21 protein-coding genes are annotated in these 17,107 nt (G+C 64.9%); 10 read left to right on the forward strand and 11 right to left on the reverse strand.

Going from position 1 to position 17,107, the window contains the following annotated elements; genetic code table 11:
• Positions 1–149: 149 nt before the first annotated feature.
• From ispH to AC2FML_RS17315, 5 genes are read left to right on the forward strand one after another with little or no spacing between them, the layout of a single operon-like run.
• Complete coding sequence (gene ispH / locus AC2FML_RS17295) at positions 150–1,100, forward strand: 4-hydroxy-3-methylbut-2-enyl diphosphate reductase (protein ID WP_170441980.1); 951 nt, start codon at positions 150–152, stop codon at positions 1,098–1,100.
• Positions 1,097–1,549 (forward strand): DUF3429 domain-containing protein, encoded by a 453-nt coding sequence (locus tag AC2FML_RS17300; RefSeq protein ID WP_170584917.1) that lies wholly within the window; start codon positions 1,097–1,099, stop codon positions 1,547–1,549. The genes ispH and AC2FML_RS17300 overlap by 4 nt, the downstream gene beginning before the upstream one ends.
• Positions 1,546–2,130: a class I SAM-dependent methyltransferase gene (locus AC2FML_RS17305; protein WP_496783952.1), complete on the forward strand. Its 585-nt coding sequence runs from the start codon at positions 1,546–1,548 to the stop codon at positions 2,128–2,130. Before AC2FML_RS17300 ends, AC2FML_RS17305 begins: the two co-directional genes overlap by 4 nt.
• Positions 2,123–2,590 carry a ribonuclease HI gene (gene rnhA, locus AC2FML_RS17310; protein ID WP_170343414.1) on the forward strand — a complete coding sequence of 156 codons (468 nt, stop codon included), beginning with the start codon at positions 2,123–2,125 and terminating at the stop codon, positions 2,588–2,590. Before AC2FML_RS17305 ends, rnhA begins: the two co-directional genes overlap by 8 nt.
• On the forward strand, positions 2,587–3,210 hold the full coding sequence (locus tag AC2FML_RS17315; RefSeq protein ID WP_170343413.1) for a trimeric intracellular cation channel family protein: 624 nt from the start codon (positions 2,587–2,589) through the stop codon (positions 3,208–3,210). The genes rnhA and AC2FML_RS17315 overlap by 4 nt, the downstream gene beginning before the upstream one ends.
• Here the strand turns inward: AC2FML_RS17315 and AC2FML_RS17320 are convergent.
• From AC2FML_RS17320 to def (AC2FML_RS17345), 6 genes are read right to left on the reverse strand one after another with little or no spacing between them, the layout of a single operon-like run.
• Complete coding sequence (locus tag AC2FML_RS17320) at positions 3,207–3,767, reverse strand: DinB family protein (RefSeq protein WP_170370060.1); 561 nt, start codon at positions 3,765–3,767, stop codon at positions 3,207–3,209. The two genes, AC2FML_RS17315 and AC2FML_RS17320, sit on opposite strands and share 4 nt — an antisense overlap.
• 57 nt (positions 3,768–3,824) lie before the next feature.
• Complete coding sequence (locus tag AC2FML_RS17325) at positions 3,825–4,061, reverse strand: GlsB/YeaQ/YmgE family stress response membrane protein (RefSeq protein WP_496783953.1); 237 nt, start codon at positions 4,059–4,061, stop codon at positions 3,825–3,827.
• Position 4,062: 1 nt separating this feature from the next.
• Complete coding sequence (locus AC2FML_RS17330) at positions 4,063–4,299, reverse strand: hypothetical protein (RefSeq protein WP_005981317.1); 237 nt, start codon at positions 4,297–4,299, stop codon at positions 4,063–4,065.
• Positions 4,299–5,219: a methionyl-tRNA formyltransferase gene (gene fmt, locus AC2FML_RS17335; RefSeq protein ID WP_496783954.1), complete on the reverse strand. Its 921-nt coding sequence runs from the start codon at positions 5,217–5,219 to the stop codon at positions 4,299–4,301. The genes AC2FML_RS17330 and fmt overlap by 1 nt, the downstream gene beginning before the upstream one ends.
• Before the next feature lie 6 nt (positions 5,220–5,225).
• On the reverse strand, positions 5,226–5,720 hold the full coding sequence (gene def, locus AC2FML_RS17340; RefSeq protein ID WP_005981313.1) for a peptide deformylase: 495 nt from the start codon (positions 5,718–5,720) through the stop codon (positions 5,226–5,228).
• The gene (gene def / locus AC2FML_RS17345) at positions 5,717–6,235 is read right to left on the reverse strand and encodes a peptide deformylase (protein WP_496783955.1); all 519 of its coding nucleotides are present in this window, start codon (positions 6,233–6,235) and stop codon (positions 5,717–5,719) included. Before def (AC2FML_RS17345) ends, def (AC2FML_RS17340) begins: the two co-directional genes overlap by 4 nt.
• Positions 6,236–6,329: 94 nt before the next feature.
• Between def (AC2FML_RS17345) and AC2FML_RS17350 the strand changes: the two genes are divergently transcribed.
• Complete coding sequence (locus AC2FML_RS17350; RefSeq protein ID WP_496783956.1) at positions 6,330–7,502, forward strand: MalY/PatB family protein; 1,173 nt, start codon at positions 6,330–6,332, stop codon at positions 7,500–7,502.
• 20 nt (positions 7,503–7,522) lie between these two features.
• Here AC2FML_RS17350 and AC2FML_RS17355 read toward each other — a convergent pair whose 3' ends face one another.
• The gene (locus AC2FML_RS17355; protein ID WP_093965240.1) at positions 7,523–7,876 is read right to left on the reverse strand and encodes a hypothetical protein; all 354 of its coding nucleotides are present in this window, start codon (positions 7,874–7,876) and stop codon (positions 7,523–7,525) included.
• 214 nt (positions 7,877–8,090) lie between these two features.
• Between AC2FML_RS17355 and AC2FML_RS17360 the strand changes: the two genes are divergently transcribed.
• Positions 8,091–9,080, forward strand: a complete 990-nt coding sequence (locus AC2FML_RS17360) for a glutathione S-transferase family protein (protein WP_496783957.1) — start codon at positions 8,091–8,093, stop codon at positions 9,078–9,080.
• Here the strand turns inward: AC2FML_RS17360 and AC2FML_RS17365 are convergent.
• Positions 9,062–9,424, reverse strand: a complete 363-nt coding sequence (locus tag AC2FML_RS17365; protein ID WP_170342693.1) for a response regulator transcription factor — start codon at positions 9,422–9,424, stop codon at positions 9,062–9,064. The two genes, AC2FML_RS17360 and AC2FML_RS17365, sit on opposite strands and share 19 nt — an antisense overlap.
• A gap of 182 nt (positions 9,425–9,606) precedes the next feature.
• Here AC2FML_RS17365 and cobD point away from each other — a divergent pair, with 182 nt between their 5' ends.
• Genes cobD through AC2FML_RS17380 form a run of 3 tightly spaced genes read left to right on the forward strand, consistent with a single transcriptional unit; the run spans position 9,607 to position 12,667 of the window.
• Complete coding sequence (gene cobD, locus AC2FML_RS17370) at positions 9,607–10,572, forward strand: threonine-phosphate decarboxylase CobD (RefSeq protein ID WP_496783958.1); 966 nt, start codon at positions 9,607–9,609, stop codon at positions 10,570–10,572.
• Positions 10,569–11,489, forward strand: coding sequence for an adenosylcobinamide-phosphate synthase CbiB (cbiB, locus tag AC2FML_RS17375; RefSeq protein ID WP_496783959.1), 921 nt, complete (start codon positions 10,569–10,571; stop codon positions 11,487–11,489). The genes cobD and cbiB overlap by 4 nt, the downstream gene beginning before the upstream one ends.
• Positions 11,490–11,503: 14 nt before the next feature.
• Positions 11,504–12,667, forward strand: a complete 1,164-nt coding sequence (locus AC2FML_RS17380) for a lytic murein transglycosylase (RefSeq protein WP_496783960.1) — start codon at positions 11,504–11,506, stop codon at positions 12,665–12,667.
• 4 nt (positions 12,668–12,671) lie between these two features.
• Here AC2FML_RS17380 and AC2FML_RS17385 read toward each other — a convergent pair whose 3' ends face one another.
• The 3 genes from AC2FML_RS17385 to AC2FML_RS17395 are packed head-to-tail and all read right to left on the reverse strand — an operon-like array spanning position 12,672 to position 17,087.
• Positions 12,672–13,169: a P-loop nucleotide/nucleoside kinase family protein gene (locus AC2FML_RS17385; protein ID WP_496783961.1), complete on the reverse strand. Its 498-nt coding sequence runs from the start codon at positions 13,167–13,169 to the stop codon at positions 12,672–12,674.
• 45 nt (positions 13,170–13,214) lie between these two features.
• A complete protein-coding gene (locus tag AC2FML_RS17390; protein WP_496783962.1) occupies positions 13,215–13,577 on the reverse strand; it encodes a hypothetical protein in 363 nt (120 codons plus the stop codon).
• 54 nt (positions 13,578–13,631) lie between these two features.
• Positions 13,632–17,087, reverse strand: a complete 3,456-nt coding sequence (locus tag AC2FML_RS17395; RefSeq protein WP_496783963.1) for a chromosome segregation SMC family protein — start codon at positions 17,085–17,087, stop codon at positions 13,632–13,634.
• Positions 17,088–17,107 lie beyond the last annotated feature (20 nt).

Below are 17,107 nucleotides of genomic sequence, written 5' to 3' on the forward strand. Positions count from 1 at the left end.
TTCGTGTCCTGGCCGCGCTTCTTTAATCAAGAACCCGTGCTCAAACGGGTATTGGCTAACAGGACTTCATGTCAGCATGGTGACAAGGCTGTCCTGACTGGACCAACAGGTGGAAAAGCCTTACCTGTCCCTTTCAAGGAGACAGACGCATGACCAAGCCCCCCCTGACCCTGTATCTGGCCGCCCCGCGCGGGTTCTGCGCTGGCGTGGACCGCGCGATCAAGATCGTGGAAATGGCCCTGCAGAAATGGGGCGCCCCGGTCTATGTCCGGCATGAGATCGTGCACAACAAGTTCGTCGTGGACGGGCTGCGCGCCAAGGGTGCCGTCTTCGTCGAAGAGCTGGACGAATGCCCCGATGACCGGCCGGTGATCTTTTCCGCCCACGGCGTGCCCAAATCGGTGCCCGCCGCAGCAGCCGCGCGCGAGATGATCTATGTCGACGCCACCTGCCCGCTGGTGTCCAAGGTCCATATCGAGGCCCAGCGCCACGCTGAGGCCGGGTTGCAGATGATCATGATCGGGCACAAGGGCCACCCAGAAACCGTCGGCACCATGGGCCAGCTGCCCGAGGGCGAAGTTCTGCTGGTGGAAACGGTTGACGATGTGGCCGGGGTGCAGGTCCGCGACCCCGAAAAACTGGCCTTTGTCACCCAGACTACCCTGTCGGTGGACGACACGCGCGACATCGTGGCCGCGCTGCAGGACCGGTTCCCGGCCATCGTCGGCCCGCACAAGGAAGACATCTGCTATGCCACCACCAACCGGCAGGAGGCAGTGAAGACCGTTGCGCCCAGGTCGGATGCGCTGCTGGTGGTAGGTGCGCCCAACTCCTCGAATTCGCGCCGCCTGGTCGAGGTGGCGTCCAAGGCGGGCTGCACCTATGCCCAGCTGGTGCAGCGCGCCACCGACATCGACTGGCGTGCGCTCGAGGGGATTTCCAGCATCGCCATCACCGCCGGTGCCTCGGCCCCCGAAGTTCTGGTGAACGAGGTGATCGACGCCTTCCGCGACCGCTATGACGTGACCGTCGAAACCGTCGAAACCGCCACCGAGAATGTCGAGTTCAAGGTGCCCCGCATTCTGCGCGTGCCCGCATGAGCGGCATCCCCCGCGCACCGTTGGTTCTGGGCCTGGCCGGTCTGATCCCTTTTGTCTGGGGCGCGCTGACCTACCTGAGCGGAGACCTGAACGACTGGGGCAGCCGCGCGCTGGGTCCTCGGTTCGTGGGACCCTATGTACAGCTGTTTTATGGCGCTGTGATCCTCAGCTTCATGTCCGGCGTTCTGTGGGGCTTTGCCACCAAGACCGCGGGCAGCCGGGCGGCGCTGTGCTATGGGCTGTCGGTCCTGCCGGCGCTGTGGGCGTTCTTCACCACCGGCGGCGGGCCGGTCGACGCGGGCACCAACCTGATGATCGGCTTTGCCGGGCTGCTGGTGCTGGACGCATTGTTCTGGTCCTGGGGCCTGACCCCGCGCTGGTGGATGAAACTGCGGTTGCTGTTGAGCGCCGTCGTACTGGCCTGCCTGGCCGTTGGAGTAGTCCTGTGAGCGACAAACGAACCATCGACGCCTACACAACCCGTGTGGACGACTATCTGGCAGTGCCGCTGCCACCCGAACAGATCGAATCGCGCGCAGCATTTGCGCAGGCGGTCGGAGACGGGCTGGTGCTGGATCTGGGGTCGGGTCCGGGTTCGGACAGCGGTTTCTTTCTGCGCCAGGGGCTGCGGGTTCGGGCGCTGGACGCCACACCTGCCTTTGTCGAACACGCCCGCGCAAATGGCGTGGACGCGCATTTGGGTACGTTCGACGACGTGACCGAAACGGCCGAATACGATGGGGTCTATGCCAGCTTTTCCCTGCTGCACGCCCCGCGCGCCGAATTCCCGCGACATCTGGCCGCCATCCACCGGGCCCTGAAGCCGGGCGGCGTGTTCTTTCTGGGCCTCAAACTGGGCACCGGAGAGCATCGCGACGAACTGGACCGCTACTACACCTATTTCACGCGCCCCGAGATCGAGACCGCGTTGGTCGAGGCCGGGTTCGTCATTGACCGTGTCACCACCGGTATGGGAAAGGGGCTGGCCGGTTCTTATGACGGTTTCATTCTGGTGCTGGCCCATGCCTGATCTGTTTGCCTATACCGATGGTGCCTGTTCCGGCAATCCCGGCCCGGGGGGCTGGGGCGTGCTGCTGCGGGCGATGGATGGAGAAACCGTCCTGAAAGAGCGCGAGTTGAGCGGCGGCGAGGCCGAGACCACCAACAACCGGATGGAGCTTCTGGCCGCGATCAGCGCGCTCGAAACATTGGAGCGGCCCTCGAAGATCACAATCGTGACCGACAGCGCCTATGTGAAAAACGGGGTGACGGGCTGGATCCACGGGTGGAAGCGCAACGGCTGGAAGACCGCAAGCAAGAAGCCCGTCAAGAACGTGGACCTGTGGCAGCGGCTGGACGAAGCCCAACAGCGCCATGACGTGACCTGGGAATGGGTCAAGGGCCATGCCGGCCACCCCGAAAACGAACGCGCAGATGAGTTGGCACGCGCAGGCATGGCCCCTTTCAAGCCGAAAAAGGCCCGCACATGAGCGGTCTGGCCCTGCTGGACTATGCCTCGGTTCTGGTCTTTGCGCTGACCGGGGCGCTGGTGGCCAGCCGGGCGCAGCTGGATCTTGTGGGATTTGCCTTCATCGCCTGTCTGACGGCGGTGGGCGGTGGCACGGTGCGTGATCTGCTGCTGGATCGGCACCCGGTCTTCTGGGTGGGCCAACCTGACTATATCCTGATCGCGGTGGCGGCGGCGGTGGTCGTGTTTTTCACCGCGCATCTGGTGGAAAGCCGCTACAACTGGTTGGTCTGGCTGGACAGTTTCGCGCTGTCGATCGCCGCGGCCGCGGGAACTGGCGCGGCGCTGGCGCTGGGTCAGTCGGGCGTGATCGTGGTGTTGATGGGTGTGACCACCGGTTGCCTGGGCGGGCTGATGCGCGACGTGGTCTGCAACGAGGTGCCGCTGGTGCTGAAACAGGGCGAGCTCTATGTCTCATGCGCCTTCACCGGGGCGCTTGTGGCCGTGTTGGCCACCCGTCTGGGGCTGGAGACGCTGCTGGCGCTGGGCCTGTGCGCACTCTCCTGCTGGGCATTGCGGGCCGGATCGCTGCTGTTCGGCTGGCAGTTGCCGGTCTACAAGGCACGCCCGCCGCGGAGCTAGAGGCCGCGCCAGACCTCTTCCTCGGTCAGGTTCAGAGATGTGAAATCTTCGGCCCGCAACGATCTGTCAGCCTCCCACTCCATGAAAAACTCATCCAATTGCGGCGGAGCGATCATCGTGTCCGAAAGCATCGAATGCACTTGTCCCCGATGGTGAATCTGGTGCTGCAGCAAGTGCAGGATCGTGCGGTCGTACCGCTCGACTTGCACCAATTCCCCACGTGGAATCCTGACGCGTGCAGTTTCATCCAAAACCTTCTCATCGCGGCAAACATCCACGAAACGTCGGTCGATGGCGCGTTGGTGCGCCGAAAGCTCGGGCAAGTCGGGATAGGGAGTTTCCGGGTCGAAGGCGTCCAATCCCATTGGCCGGCCTTCCAGAGCGGTGACGTAGAAAAGATCAACCGTAAAAATGTGATTGAGAGTCTCGATGATGGACGGGAAGAAACCAGTACGGTGCTTCGCCAGTTCTTCGGGGGGCAATTGCGCGCAAGCCTCCAGAATTCGGTGGTTGGCCCATGCGTTGTTATAAGCTTGTGGGAAAAAATAGTTTTTCATTGCCGATGCCTAGTTGATTGCCAAAGCACTGTCTAGCGTGGCCTGCGGCCTGCCGCATCAACGCCGGAAATAGGTCTTCCAGATCCAGATCAGCAGCAGCGCGCCCAGCACCGCGCCGACGAATCCGGGCATCCAGCCCATGACCGTCAGCAAGGCGCGCATGATCAGCCCGCCCACCACGGCCCCGGCGACACCGATCAGCAGGGTGGTGGGGATGTCCGCCTGGATCCGCATCAGGCGGGTGGCCAGAAATCCGGCCGCGGCGCCGATGACGATCAAGGCAAGGACGGGCATCTCATTTCCTCCAGTGCGTGGGCACGATGATCAAGGCCCCCACCGACGAGATCACCGCATCCAGCCCAGGCGGTCCAAAGCTGATGCCGAACATGATGCGGATGAAATAGAACAGGAACGCCCCGCCCACGCAGATGATGATGGATTGCAGATAACCGTTGTGGGTAAAGCCCGTCACCTCGGACAGATAGCCGACGATGCCGGCAATCACGACGGTACCCATCATCACCATGAACATCAGGACGTCTCCGAGCCGAGGCGGGTTCCGGCCGGGATCGGCCAGCCCCGCAGGAAGGTTTCCCTATCCTGCGCCGCCTTGCCCGCCCGTTGCAAGCGCAGCAGTTCGACTGCGCCGGTGCCGCAGGCCACGCGCAGCGCGTCGTCCAGCACCTCGCCCGGCATGCCCTGCCCGTCCGACAGGCGCGAGGCGAGCAGCTTGATGCGCTCGCCCTCAATCTGAGTCCAGGCGCCGGGAAAGGGCGACAGGCCGCGGATCTGGCGATCGACTTCGACAGCTGGGCGCGACCAGTCCACGCGGGCCTCGGCCTTGTCGATTTTTGCGGCATAGGTCACGCCGACCTCGGGCTGCGGTTCGGGAGTCAGCTCGGGCAGGCGGTCCAGAGCCTGCACGATCAGATCGGCGCCCATCGCCGACAGGCGGTCATGCAGCTGGGCGGTGGTTTCCTCGGGTCCGATCGGGGTGGCCTGACGCAGCAGGACGGGGCCGGTGTCCAGGCCGGCCTCCATCTGCATGATACAGACGCCGGTCTCGGCATCGCCCGCCATGATCGCCCGGTGGATCGGCGCGGCCCCGCGCCAGCGCGGCAGCAGGCTGGCGTGGATGTTCAGGCAGCCATGTCGGGGCGCGTCCAGGATCGGCTGCGGCAGGATCAGCCCATAGGCCACGACCACGGCCACATCGGCCTTCAGCGCAGCAAAGGCAGCCTGTTCCTCGGGCGATTTCAGCGAGGTGGGATGGCGCACCGGCAGGCCCAGCGCCTCGGCGCGGGCATGCACCGGTGTGGGCCGGTCCTTCTTGCCGCGACCGGCCGGGCGCGGGGGCTGGCAATAGACGGCGGCGATCTCGTGCCCGGCCTGCACCAGCGCGTCCAGCACCGGCACCGAAAACTCGGGCGTTCCCATGAAGATGACGCGCATACCGCCCTACCCCGCCTTTTTCGCCTTGCGCAGCAGCATGTCGCGTTTGACCTTGCTGAGACGGTCAAAATACATCCGGCCGTTCAGATGGTCGATCTGGTGCTGCACGCTGGTGGCTTCGATGCCGACGAAATCGCGCCGGTCGATCTCGCCTTTTTCATTGAGGAACCGGACCGTCACCGCACGCGGACGTTTGATCTTGGCCGACACGCCCGGCAGGTTCGGGCTGGCCTCGTCATGCTCGCGCAGTTCGATCGAGCTGTGCAGGATTTCGGGGTTGGCCAGGCGCACCGCGCGGCCACGCTCGGCCGAGCCGTCCACGACCGCCAGCCGCAGCATCACGCCGATCTGGGGCGCCGCCAGGCCGACGCCGGGCATCGCCTCCATCGTGTCGATCATGTCGTCCCAGATGGCGCGGATCTCGTCGGTAATTTCAGTCACCGGTTCGGCCTTGGTACGCAGGCGCTTGTCGGGCCATGGCAGGCAGGGACGGACGGTCATGCGCGGGCCAGCTCACGCTTGAGCTTGACCATCTTGCGCGTGATCATCTGCCGTTTCAGCGGCTTGAGATAGTCGATGAACAGCTTGCCGTTCAGGTGGTCGATCTCGTGCTGCACGCAGGTGGCCCAGAGCCCGTCGAAGGTTTCGCGCTGCGCCTTGCCGTTCTTGTCCATCCAGGCAACCTCGACCTCGGTCGGGCGGGTGACCTCGGCGAACTGATCGGGGATCGACAGGCAGCCTTCCTCGTAGACGGTGGTTTCGTCCGAGGCCGAGATGATCTCGGGGTTGAACATCACCAGCGGGCGGGGGGTGGCGCCTTCCTCTTTGACGCAATCCAGAACGATCAGCCGTTCCAGCACGCCGATCTGGGGCGCGGCCAGCCCGATGCCCGGCGCATCATACATGGTTTCCAGCATGTCGTCGGCCAGCGCGCGCAGCTCGTCCGACAGGTCGTCCACGGGCGCACAGACCTTTTTCAGGCGGGGATCGGGATGGATCAGGATGTTGCGTTTCATGGGGCTGATTTAGGTCATCGCGCGCGTGGCCGCAACGCCCCCCTTGCGCCGGGCGAATTTCCCGATAGCTTTCAGGCCAACGAATGGAGCAGACATGACTTTCAACGACCTCATCGACCGCCGGGGCACCTTCAGCTCGAAATGGGACAAGATGGAGCAGCTGTTCGGCGTCTCGCCCGAGGACGGGCTGGCCATGTGGACCGCCGACTCCGACTATGCCACCGCGCCCTGCGTGATTGAGGCGGTGCGCCGTGCGGCCGATCACGGGGTGTTCGGCTATTCCTGGCAGCACCCGGCCTATCTGCAGGCGGTGCAGTGGTGGATGCAGAACCGCCACGACTGGACGATCGACACCGATTGGATCCTGACCTCGCAAGGTCTGGGCAACGCCATCGCGCTGAGCCTCGATGTCTGGACCGAGCCGGGGGACGGGGTAGTGATCTTCACGCCGGTCTACCACGAGTTTGCGCACAAAGTGAACAAGACCGGCCGCCGGGTGGTAGAATGCCCGCTGGTGCGGGCCGGCGATACCTATGAGATCGACCTGGACGACGCGCAGTCGCGGCTAGACGGGTCGGAAAAGCTGTTGCTGTGGTGCTCGCCACAGAACCCTTCGGGGCGGGTCTGGACACCGGACGAGCTGCGTGCGGTGGCGGCCTTTGCCGAACGCAACGGGCTGATCCTGATCTCGGACGAGATCCATCACGATCTGGTCTATCCCGGGCACAAATTCGTGCCGATGGACGTGGCCGCGCCGGATGCACGGCCCTGGACGGTGACGCTGACAGCGGCGTCCAAGACCTTCAATATCGCAGGCCAGCGCACCGGGAACATGATCATTCCCGACGACACGCTGCGGGCGCAGATGCGTCACCGGCTGAACACGTTGGACTATGACCCCAGCGCACTTGGCGTGGCGATGATCACCGCGGCCTACACGCCCGAAGGTGCGCAATGGGTGGATGCCCAGATCGACCACCTGAGGGGCAACCGCGCGATATTCGATGCAGCGATCTCCGAAATCCCCGGTCTGTGGTCGATGCCCTTGCAGGCAACCTACCTGGCCTGGGTCGATTTCTCGGGCACCGGCATGGATCACGCCGAATTCGTGCGCCGTCTGCGCGATGATGCGCGGATCGCAACGTCATCCGGCCCAGGTTTTGGAACGGGAGGCGAGACCTTCGAACGGTTCAATCTCGCTACTCAGCGGGCGCGGGTCGAGGACGCGTGCGCCCGTTTGAAACTTGCTTTTTCCGACCTTCAATAAGGCCGCGTGAACGATCTGCCCTAGTCGTCTTTGCCGAGAAGGGCGATTGGGGCATCCGGCGCGCGATAGAAATCCAGTGGCGCCTTGTCCGCCGCGACGGTGCTGCGCTTGAACTCATATCGCATCTGGCCGCCGTCTTCCTCGTCAGCGACGATCAGGCATTGATACAGGTGGTTGGCGCCATCAAAAATATCGACCAGTCCACGCAGACGCGGTGTTGTCTCGGCCTCGACGGCGAAACCATCCTTCCACAATTTGAGGATTCTGTAGGTATTGTCGCCCATTTCCACCCGCAGGCGGCTGGACTTCTTGAGCGATGCGATTCGGGCCGCATCCAATTCGGCGCTAATTTCCTTGGAAACATAAGTACTCATCAAAATTCCCCCCAAGCTATGCTATCTATTGTGGGGGTATCTTCGTAAAAATCCAGTGAAGTCCGACCGTTGACGCGGACCTGTGGGCGATTTGTTGCACAGACATCCCGGGCGGCACTGTGCGACTGCGCAGAGATGCTGCGCGCCGTCGGCGATGTGAACTGCGGCGCTGTCGCACTAAGCTTTGTCCGGACTCGGAAACGGAGGATCCAAGATGGGCCTGTTGGTCGACGGCACCTGGCACGACACCTGGTACGACACGAAATCCACCGGCGGAGCGTTCAAACGTTCGGCGGCCCAGTTTCGAAACTGGATAACGACCGATGGCAGTGCGGGTCCCTCGGGCAAGGATGGTTTCAAGGCTGAAGCCGGGCGATATCACCTGTATGTCAGCCTGGCCTGTCCATGGGCGCACCGGACGTTGATCTTCCGCCAACTCAAGGAACTTCAGGACCTGATCACCGTATCGGTGGTTCATCCGGACATGCTGGACCGCGGATGGACTTTCCAGACCGACGATCACGGCGCCACCGGCGATGCTTTGTATGGGCTGGACTATGCCTATCAGGTCTACACACGCGCCGACCCGAACTACTCGGGCCGGGTGACGGTGCCGATCTTGTGGGACAAGGTGCAAGAGACCATCGTGTCGAATGAAAGCTCGGAAATCATCCGCATGTTCAATTCGGCCTTCGACCAAATCACTGGCAACACCGACGACTACTGGCCCGCCGAGATGCGCGACGCGATCGAAGAGGTCAATGCGAGGGTCTACTCAAACGTGAACAACGGCGTCTACAAATCCGGCTTTGCCACCTCGCAGGAGGCCTATGACGCGGCCGTGCGCCCCCTGTTCGACACGCTGGATTGGCTGGAAGATCGGCTGTCCACGCACCGATACCTGATGGGGGATCGCCTGACCGAGGCCGACTGGCGCCTATTCACGACCCTGATCCGGTTCGACCCGGTCTATCACCTGCATTTCAAGTGCAACCGCAGGCGGCTGATCGACTATCCCAACCTGTGGGCCTACACGCGCGAACTGTATCAATGGCCGGGCGTGGCGGGCACGGTAAACATGCACCATATCGTGCGGCACTATCACTACAGTCACGACAGCATCAATCCGCACCGGATCATCCCGATCAACCCCACCCTGGACTATTGGGAGCCGCACGGACGCGATCAACGCCCCGCGGCGTAGTGTTCGACCATCGCCGCCAGATCCTCGGGCGGCGTTCCGCTCTGGACATAGGCGCAGGCGTTGGGGCTGTGCGCAAAGATCGATCCGTCGGAAAAGAACGTTGTGTTGGTGACGAAGATCACCCGGGCATCCGGGCGGCGATAGCTGGCGAAATCCGCGACCGCCAACGCGCTGCCTGAATCCAGAACCAGGTCCAAGATTATGATGTCGAAGGGCGTGCCGTAAAGTGCAAGGATCGCTGCTTCCTGGCTTTCGACCAGAGAAACCTCAGCCCCCTGCCGTTCCAGGTGCCGCTGCCAGACCCGACCCAGGTCGGGGTTACTCTCAACAATCAGAACTTTCATTTGCAACAACCTCGGCACTTGATAAGGTGAGTGGTGCCGACCCCCATAAGCTGTGATCACGTTATTTCGTTAACAAAGGGTTAACGGTCGCTTCAGCGCTCAACTATGAACCGGATTTGCTTGTAAAAACGGCGTAAATCCGCTTGAAGCGGGGTAATTTCGGCGTTTTGGACGATTCCGGCATGACTGACCGCACTGACGACTTGAACCCGCGCGGCAAGCGTGACCACGGCGGTGGGTTGGACGACGCCATTGCCCGTCATGGCGGCGAGCGAGGCGATTGGATCGACCTGTCGACCGGGATCAACCCGCAACCCTACCCTGTCGAGGGGCTTTCGTCTGACGACTGGACCGCCCTGCCGGATCACGGGGCATTTGCCCGGCTGAGCAATGCGGCCCGTCGCTTCTGGGGTGTGCCGGAGAGCGCGGCAATCCTACCCGCACCGGGGGCCTCGGCCCTGATCGCGCGGATCCCGGCGCTGGCCCCCGTTGGTGCGGTCCAGATCACCACGCCCACCTACAACGAACATGCCGCTGCCTTTGCCGCGCAGGGCTGGACGGTGCAGCCCGGCGGCCCGACGCAGGCGCGGGTGATCGTGCATCCCAACAACCCCGACGGCCGAATCTGGCAGGCTAAGGACGCCGATGCGCCGCTGACCGTGATCGACGAAAGCTTTTGCGACGTGACGCCCGATGCCTCGCTGATCAGCCTGTCCGAGCGCCCCGGCGTGATCGTCCTGAAAAGCTTTGGCAAGTTCTGGGGTCTTGCGGGCCTGCGGCTGGGCTTTGCCATCGGGCATCCCGACCTGATCGCGAGGCTGAACGATCTGACCGGTCCATGGGCGGTGTCCGGCCCGGCCCTGCGCATCGGCGCGCAGGCCCTGAATGACACGACTTGGGCTGAAACCACGCGCGCGCGACTGGCCCGTGATACGGAACGGCTGGATACGCTGATGACCGGCAAGGGCGCGCATTTGGTCGGCGGCACCACGCTGTTCCGCCTGTACGAAGTGGACGATGCCGCCGCCTGGCAGGACCGGCTGGCACAGGCCCATATCTGGAGCCGCATCTTCCCCTATTCCGATCGGTTCCTGCGGCTGGGCCTGCCGCCCGAGCATGGCTGGTCGCGGCTCGAGGCGGCGCTGTGAGCACCGCCCTGACGCTGGCCTTGGCGATGCTGCTGGACGCCGCATTGGGCGAGCCCGACTGGCTGTGGTCGCGCCTGCGGCACCCGGCGGTTTTGATGGGCAACGCTATCGCCTGGCTGGACCGCCGCCTGAATCACGGCAAGCATCGGCGGGCCAAGGGCGTGCTCGTCGCCCTTCTACTGGTCTTGGGCGGCTGGGTGGTCGGTGCGGCGCTGGCGTGGCTTGGCTGGGTGGTCGAGGTCGTGGTCTGCGCGATCCTGTTGGCACAGAATTCTCTGGTGGCGCATGTCCGCGCCGTGTGCGTCGCGCTGCGGCAATCCCTGCCCGAGGGGCGCGCGGCGGTGGCGATGATCGTGTCACGCGACACCTCGCAGATGGCCGAGGCACAGGTGGCGCGCTCGGCCATCGAGAGCGCCGCCGAGAACCTCAGCGACGGGGTGATCGCCCCGGCCTTCTGGTTCCTGCTGGGTGGCTTGCCGGGGCTGCTGGTCTACAAGGCGGTGAACACCGCCGACAGCATGATCGGGTATCGCAACGAAACGTACCGAGACTTCGGCTGGGCCGCCGCCCGGCTGGACGATCTGCTGAACTTGATCCCGGCGCGGCTGACTGGACTGATGATCCTGGCCCTGTCGGGGCAGTGGCGCCAATGGCGGGCCATCGTCGCAGACGCGCAGCGCCACATCTCGCCCAATGCCGGCTGGCCCGAGGCCGCCATGGCCCGCGCGCTGGACGTGGCACTGGCCGGGCCCCGCAGCTATGACGGGCAGTTGCGCGATCTGGCCTGGGTCAATGGTGAAGCCCGGCGCACGATCGGCGCAACGGAGGTTTTCCGCGCATGCGGAATGCTTTGGCAGGTTTGGGGGCTTGCGTTGGCGGGGCTGACGGTGTGGGTTGGTCTGAACACGGTTTTCTGAGGATGGTTTTCGTCATGCGCTTTGTCTCGGGCCTTGTGGCCGCTTGCCTGTTCGCTGCCCCGGCCCTTGCCCAATGCGGCGGCGGCTTCAACGCCTTCGTTCGCGGACTGAAGGCCGAAGCGGCACAGCAGGGGTTCGATACGGCCACGGTCGATGCGTTCTTCAACGGTGCGCAACAGGACCCCAAGGTGCTGAAGGCCGACCGCGCGCAGGGCGTATTCCAGAAACCGTTCATCGAATTCTCGCGCCGCCTGATCTCGCAGGATCGGATCAGGCGCGGCCAGGCGATGGCACAGAAATACGATGCCGTGTTCGACCGGATCGAGGCCGAATACGGCGTGTCGCGCGGGGTCCTGTTGGCCTTCTGGGCGTTCGAGACAGATTACGGCGCGTTCCAAGGCGATTTCAACACCCGCAATGCGTTGGTGACGTTGGCCCATGATTGCCGCCGCCCCGAGCTGTTCCGGCCGCAGATCTTCGCCGCGATCGAGCTGTTCCGGAACGGCGATTTCGACCCGAACCGCACCACGGGCGCATGGGCGGGCGAGATCGGCATGGTGCAGATGCTGCCCCGCGACATTCTGGAAAACGGCGTGGACGGTGATGGCGACGGGCATGTGCGGCTGAAAACCTCGGCCCCCGATGCGCTGATGTCGGGTGGCAAGATGCTGTCTCATCTGGGCTGGCAGCCCGGTCAGCCTTGGCTGCAGGAGGTCACCGTGCCCGCACAGATGGACTGGTCGCTGAGCGGGCCGGGCAAACCGCGCCCGGTGTCAGACTGGCAGGCGATGGGCGTGCAGGCGCGCAGCGGGACATTGGCCAACCTGCCGGCTTCGCTGATCCTGCCGCAGGGGCGCAACGGGCCAGCCTTTCTGGCCTATCCGAATTTCGATGTCTATTTCGAGTGGAACCAAAGCTTTGTCTATGTCCTGACCGCTGCCTATTTCGGAACGCGTCTCGAAGGCGCACAAGTCTATTCTGCGGGCAACCCCGATCCAGGCCTGACCGGTGCCCAGATGAAACAGCTGCAGGGGAAACTGCAGGCGCGCGGCCACGACGTGGGCAAGATCGACGGCATCTTGGGGGCCGGAACGCGCGCTGCAGTACAGGCTGAACAGGCCCGGCTGGGACTGCCTGCGGACGCATGGCCGACGGTTGACTTGCTGAACCGGCTCTAGCCGCTCAATCCGTTGGGTCGTGGAACACCAGCGTGAATCCCTCCTCAGGCGTCGGTTCGGCGTAATGCATGGAAAACCGGCGGAACTGTTCTTCGGTCGCGGCAAAGGCGTGGTCGCCCGCTGCGTTTCGTGCTTGCAGTCGGGCCAGACAGACGGCGTCGGGCGTGGTCAGCACATGCATCTGATGCGCGGCATCGGTCTGATCCAGAATTTCGCGCATCGAGGCGCGGGTTTCGACCGTGTTGGCCGGGAAATCCAGAACAACCGACATGCCCGCCTCAAGCAGAGTCGTGACATGCGGTCCCATCGCCGCGCGCAGACGCGTGGAACAGCGCAGATAGTCGGCACCTGTCACCATCTGATCGGCAAAAAGCGGCTTCAGCCAGGCGTCCTCGGAAATCAGAACTGTGCCGGGCTGCCTCGCGAGCTGGGCGGCAAGCGTCGATTTTCCCGCGGCGATCTTGCCGCAAAGCATGTGCAGGGTCGGAGCGGGTCGGGTCATCGGTCGATTCCTGGTTGGGCACGGCGGGTGAAGGAGAGGCCCCGATCACTCGGGTCGCACCGGGTAACGTTCACCTTTTTCGGTGATCAGGATCAACCGGCCATTGTTGCGCACGTACAGATCGCAGCGGTCGAACCCGTTGCGGTACTGCACACAGATGCTGCCATCAGCGGCGATTCTGTAGGTTCCGAAGGCCGTTCCGCCGCCATTGACCGCCGAATAGGTATAGGAATAGGCCCCACCGGCCGAGTATTTCGACTGCCCGTCGTCATAGAAAGTCAGCGTTCGCCCGGCCAGCGCGTTCAGTTCAGCGGGGCTCAGGGGGATATCACCGGGGCGTACAGCCCATTCGGCAGCCCAGAGCGGCGAGGCGGCGCAGGCCGCGGCGATCAGCAACAGGTGTTTCATGCAGCCAGCCTAGCCCGGCCCGGCCCGATCGCGGAATAACGTTGCAGTGAGCGGTCAGGCGACCATCTGCTCGGCCTTCTTCAGATCGACCGAGACCAGTTGGCTGACGCCCTGTTCCTGCATGGTCACGCCGAACAGACGGTCCATCCGTGCCATGGTCACCGCGTGGTGGGTGATGATCAGGAACCGCGTGTCGGTCTGGCGGCACATCTCGTCCAGCAGATCGCAGAACCGGGTCACGTTGGCATCGTCCAGCGGCGCATCAACCTCGTCCAGCACGCAGATCGGCGCGGGGTTGGCCAGGAACACGCCGAAGATCAGCGCGGTGGCAGTCAGGGTTTGTTCCCCGCCCGACAACAGGCTGAGGGTCGACAGCTTCTTGCCCGGCGGCTGGCACATGATCTCGAGCCCCGCATCCAGCGGGTCGTCGCTCTCGACCATCACCAGGTTGGCCTCGCCGCCACCGAACAGATGCTTGAACAGCATGGCGAAGTTCGCGTTGACCTGTTCGAATGCAGTCAGCAGGCGCTCGCGGCCCTCACGGTTGAGGCTGGCGATGCCGCTGCGCAGCGCCTTGATCGCCTCTTCCAGATCGGATTTCTCGCTGTTGAGCGTGTCGAACTCCTCCTGAACCTCCTTGGCGTCTTCCTCGGCCCGCAGGTTCACCGCACCCATCGCGTCGCGCTGGCGCTTGTGGCGGTTCACCTCAGCTTCCAGGGCATCGGCGGCGGGCATGTCGTCAGGGTTCACGTCCAATTGGTTCAACAACTGGTTCGGGGTCAGTTGCTGATCCTCGGCGATGCGCTCGGCAGCGGCGGCGACACTTTCCTTGGCCGCCTCGAACCGCGCCTCAGCCGCGGCGCGGGCTTCGCGCGCCTCCGAGGCCTTGCGCTCGGCCTCGCGCTCGGCAAGCACGGTCTCGCGTTGCAGCGCTTCGGCCTGGGTCAGCTTGTCGGCGGCTTCGGCGCGGCGGGCCTCGGCGGCCTCGATCATCTCGTTCAGCTCTTCGCGTGCCTCGGCGATCTCGGCGGGCGCGGCCATCGCTTCGGTCAGCTCTTCCTCGGAACTGGCTTTGCGCTCGGCCAATTCGGCGATGCGCTTCTCGGCTGTTTCCAGACGGTGTTTCCAGCCGCTCAGGTCCTTGGCCACCTCCTGTGCGCGGCGGGTGCGGGCCTCGCCCTCGCGGCGCAGCTCGTCATGGGTCGAACGGTGCGTCAGCATGGTGATCCGCGCGGCCTCGACCGTCTGCTTGATGTCCTCGACCCGGGCACGGGCGGTGTCCAGATCGCCCAGCTCGGCCAGCGCGGCCTCGGCCTCGCGCAGCTGGGCGCGGGCCGCCATCGCATCCTGCTTGTGGCGGTCGACCGCAAGCGTCAGGTTCTCCAGCTTGCCCTGCGCCAGGTTGCGGTCGGCCTCGGCCCGGCTGAGCGCGCGGGCCGCTTCGGCCATGCGCTGATCGGCGGCGCGGCGGGCCTCGCGGGCGCGACGGTCGGCCTCGGTCACCTCGGCCAGTTGCCGCGACAGGGCCTCGTGCGCGGCGCGGGCGCCGTCGGCCTGCGCTTCGACCTGCGCCAACTGCTGTTTCAGCGCCTCAAGCTTGTTGAGCTGCTCGAGCCGGAGCGCCGCGGCGCTTGGGGCATCCTCTGCCCAGGCGCGGAACCCGTCCCAGCGCCACAGATCGCCCGAGCGTGACACCAACCGCTGGCCGGGTTTCAACAAGGGTTGCAGCCGCGCACCCTGATCCGCGTCGATCAACCCGATCTGCGCGATGCGACGGCTGAGGCGGTCCGGCCCCGAGACGTGCAGCGCCAGCGGCTCGGCTCCGTCCGGCAACGGCTGATCGGCATCATAGCCCGGCACCTGCACCCAACCCGACGGCCCATCGCCTTCGACCAGCGGGGCGCGGAGGTCATCCGCCAACGCGGCACCCAACGCCTTTTCAAAGCCCGGCTCGACCCGCAGCAGGTCCAGCACCTGCCCGCCCTCGGCGGTGTCGCGCTCGACCAGCTTGGCCAGCGCGGTGGTCTCGGCCCGAATCGCGCCCAACTCGCCCTCGGCCTCGGAGCGTTGGGCGCGGGCCTCGGCCTCGCGCGCCTGCGTTTCACCGCGCAGCTCGTCGGCGGCGGCCAGCGCTTCTTCGGCGGCTTCGGCGGCCTCGCGCGCCTCTTCCTCGGCGGCTTGCGCGGCCTCGAACGCTTCGTCGGCGCGGGTCAGCGCGGCGCGGGCCTCGGCAACGGCCGCGCGTGCTTTTTCCTCTTCGGCCTCGGAGCGTGCCAGCGTCTTGCGGCTGTCCTCGACCAGGCGCTGCGCCGATTGGTGACGCGCGACCAGGCGGGCGGTGTCCTCGGTCTCCTGCGCCAGCAGATCCTCACGCTCCTGCAGAACCGCGGCGGCCTCTCGGGCAATTTCGGCGGCTTCGGCCAGCTTGTCGTCATGGCCCTCGGCGGCCTTGGCCAGTTCGCGGGCCTCCCATTCCAGCCGTTCGATCATCTCGCCGGCGTCGCGGTTCAAACCGGTTTCCCGCTCGATGTCGCGGCCCAGCTGCTGGATGCGGGCGGTCAGGGTTTCGATGGTCTGGCGCGCGCGGGTTTCCTGATCGGACAGCTGATCGCGCTGCACCTGCTGGCGCTGCAGCACGGCGGCGGCAATGGCCTCCTCCTCGCGCAGCGGCGGCAGGGTCTCTTCGATCTCGGCGCGTTTCGCGCTGGCGGCGCGGGCCTCGGCCTCGGCGCGCGCGGCTTCGGTGGTGCGGTCGCGCAGACGCTCTTCGGCCTGCTGGCGGGCCATGTCGGCCTCTTTCCATCGGCGATACAGCAACATTCCCTCGGCCTGGCGCAATTGCTCGCCGATCTCACGATACCGCGCGGCCTGACGGGCCTGCCGCGCCAACTGCGCCAGCTGGGTGCCCAACTGTTCCAGCACGTCATCCACGCGGGTCAGGTTGGCCTCGGTGCCCTTGAGCTTCAGTTCGGCCTCATGCCGGCGCTGATACAGGCCCGAGATACCGGCGGCCTCTTCCAGAATGCGGCGGCGGGCGCGGGGTTTGGCGTTAATCAGCTCGGCGATCCGGTTTTGCCCCACCAGAGCGGGTGAATGCGCGCCGGTCGAGGCGTCGGCGAACAGCATCTGCACGTCGCGGGCGCGCACGTCCTTGCCGTTGGCCTTGTAGGCGCTGCCCACGTCGCGGGTGATGCGGCGCACGATTTCGATCTGGTCGCTGTCATTGAACCCGGCCGGAGCCAGACGTTCCGAATTGTCCATGGTCAGGACGACCTCGGCGAAGTTGCGCGCCGGACGGGTGGCGGCACCGGCAAAGATCACGTCCTCCATCGCACCGCCGCGCATCGATTTGGGGCGGTTCTCGCCCATCACCCAACGCAGCGCCTCGAGCAGGTTGGACTTGCCGCAGCCGTTGGGCCCCACCACACCGGTCAACCCGTCCGCAATTATCAGATCGGTCGGGTCGACGAAGCTTTTGAAGCCGGTGAGTTTGAGTTTGGTGAAGCGCAAAGGCCGATTTCCATGATTCC

This window comes from Ruegeria sp. BHSC029 (assembly GCF_059613085.1).

Bases quoted from the DNA above. Each gene is read 5' to 3' on its own strand.
- AC2FML_RS17350 (WP_496783956.1), top strand. From the start codon at position 6,330: ATGACTTTCAACGACCTCATCGACCGCCGGGGCACCTTCAGCTCGAAA.
- def (WP_005981313.1), bottom strand. From the start codon at position 5,720: ATGACCGTCCGTCCCTGCCTGCCATGGCCCGACAAGCGCCTGCGTACC.
- AC2FML_RS17385 (WP_496783961.1), bottom strand. From the start codon at position 13,169: ATGACCCGACCCGCTCCGACCCTGCACATGCTTTGCGGCAAGATCGCC.
- AC2FML_RS17365 (WP_170342693.1), bottom strand. From the start codon at position 9,424: ATGAAAGTTCTGATTGTTGAGAGTAACCCCGACCTGGGTCGGGTCTGG.
- rnhA (WP_170343414.1), top strand. From the start codon at position 2,123: ATGCCTGATCTGTTTGCCTATACCGATGGTGCCTGTTCCGGCAATCCC.
- cobD (WP_496783958.1), top strand. From the start codon at position 9,607: ATGACTGACCGCACTGACGACTTGAACCCGCGCGGCAAGCGTGACCAC.
- AC2FML_RS17355 (WP_093965240.1), bottom strand. From the start codon at position 7,876: ATGAGTACTTATGTTTCCAAGGAAATTAGCGCCGAATTGGATGCGGCC.
- ispH (WP_170441980.1), top strand. From the start codon at position 150: ATGACCAAGCCCCCCCTGACCCTGTATCTGGCCGCCCCGCGCGGGTTC.
- AC2FML_RS17325 (WP_496783953.1), bottom strand. From the start codon at position 4,061: ATGCCCGTCCTTGCCTTGATCGTCATCGGCGCCGCGGCCGGATTTCTG.
- AC2FML_RS17360 (WP_496783957.1), top strand. From the start codon at position 8,091: ATGGGCCTGTTGGTCGACGGCACCTGGCACGACACCTGGTACGACACG.
- fmt (WP_496783954.1), bottom strand. From the start codon at position 5,219: ATGCGCGTCATCTTCATGGGAACGCCCGAGTTTTCGGTGCCGGTGCTG.
- AC2FML_RS17330 (WP_005981317.1), bottom strand. From the start codon at position 4,299: ATGTTCATGGTGATGATGGGTACCGTCGTGATTGCCGGCATCGTCGGC.
- AC2FML_RS17320 (WP_170370060.1), bottom strand. From the start codon at position 3,767: ATGAAAAACTATTTTTTCCCACAAGCTTATAACAACGCATGGGCCAAC.
- AC2FML_RS17390 (WP_496783962.1), bottom strand. From the start codon at position 13,577: ATGAAACACCTGTTGCTGATCGCCGCGGCCTGCGCCGCCTCGCCGCTC.
- AC2FML_RS17300 (WP_170584917.1), top strand. From the start codon at position 1,097: ATGAGCGGCATCCCCCGCGCACCGTTGGTTCTGGGCCTGGCCGGTCTG.
- AC2FML_RS17380 (WP_496783960.1), top strand. From the start codon at position 11,504: ATGCGCTTTGTCTCGGGCCTTGTGGCCGCTTGCCTGTTCGCTGCCCCG.
- def (WP_496783955.1), bottom strand. From the start codon at position 6,235: ATGAAACGCAACATCCTGATCCATCCCGATCCCCGCCTGAAAAAGGTC.
- AC2FML_RS17315 (WP_170343413.1), top strand. From the start codon at position 2,587: ATGAGCGGTCTGGCCCTGCTGGACTATGCCTCGGTTCTGGTCTTTGCG.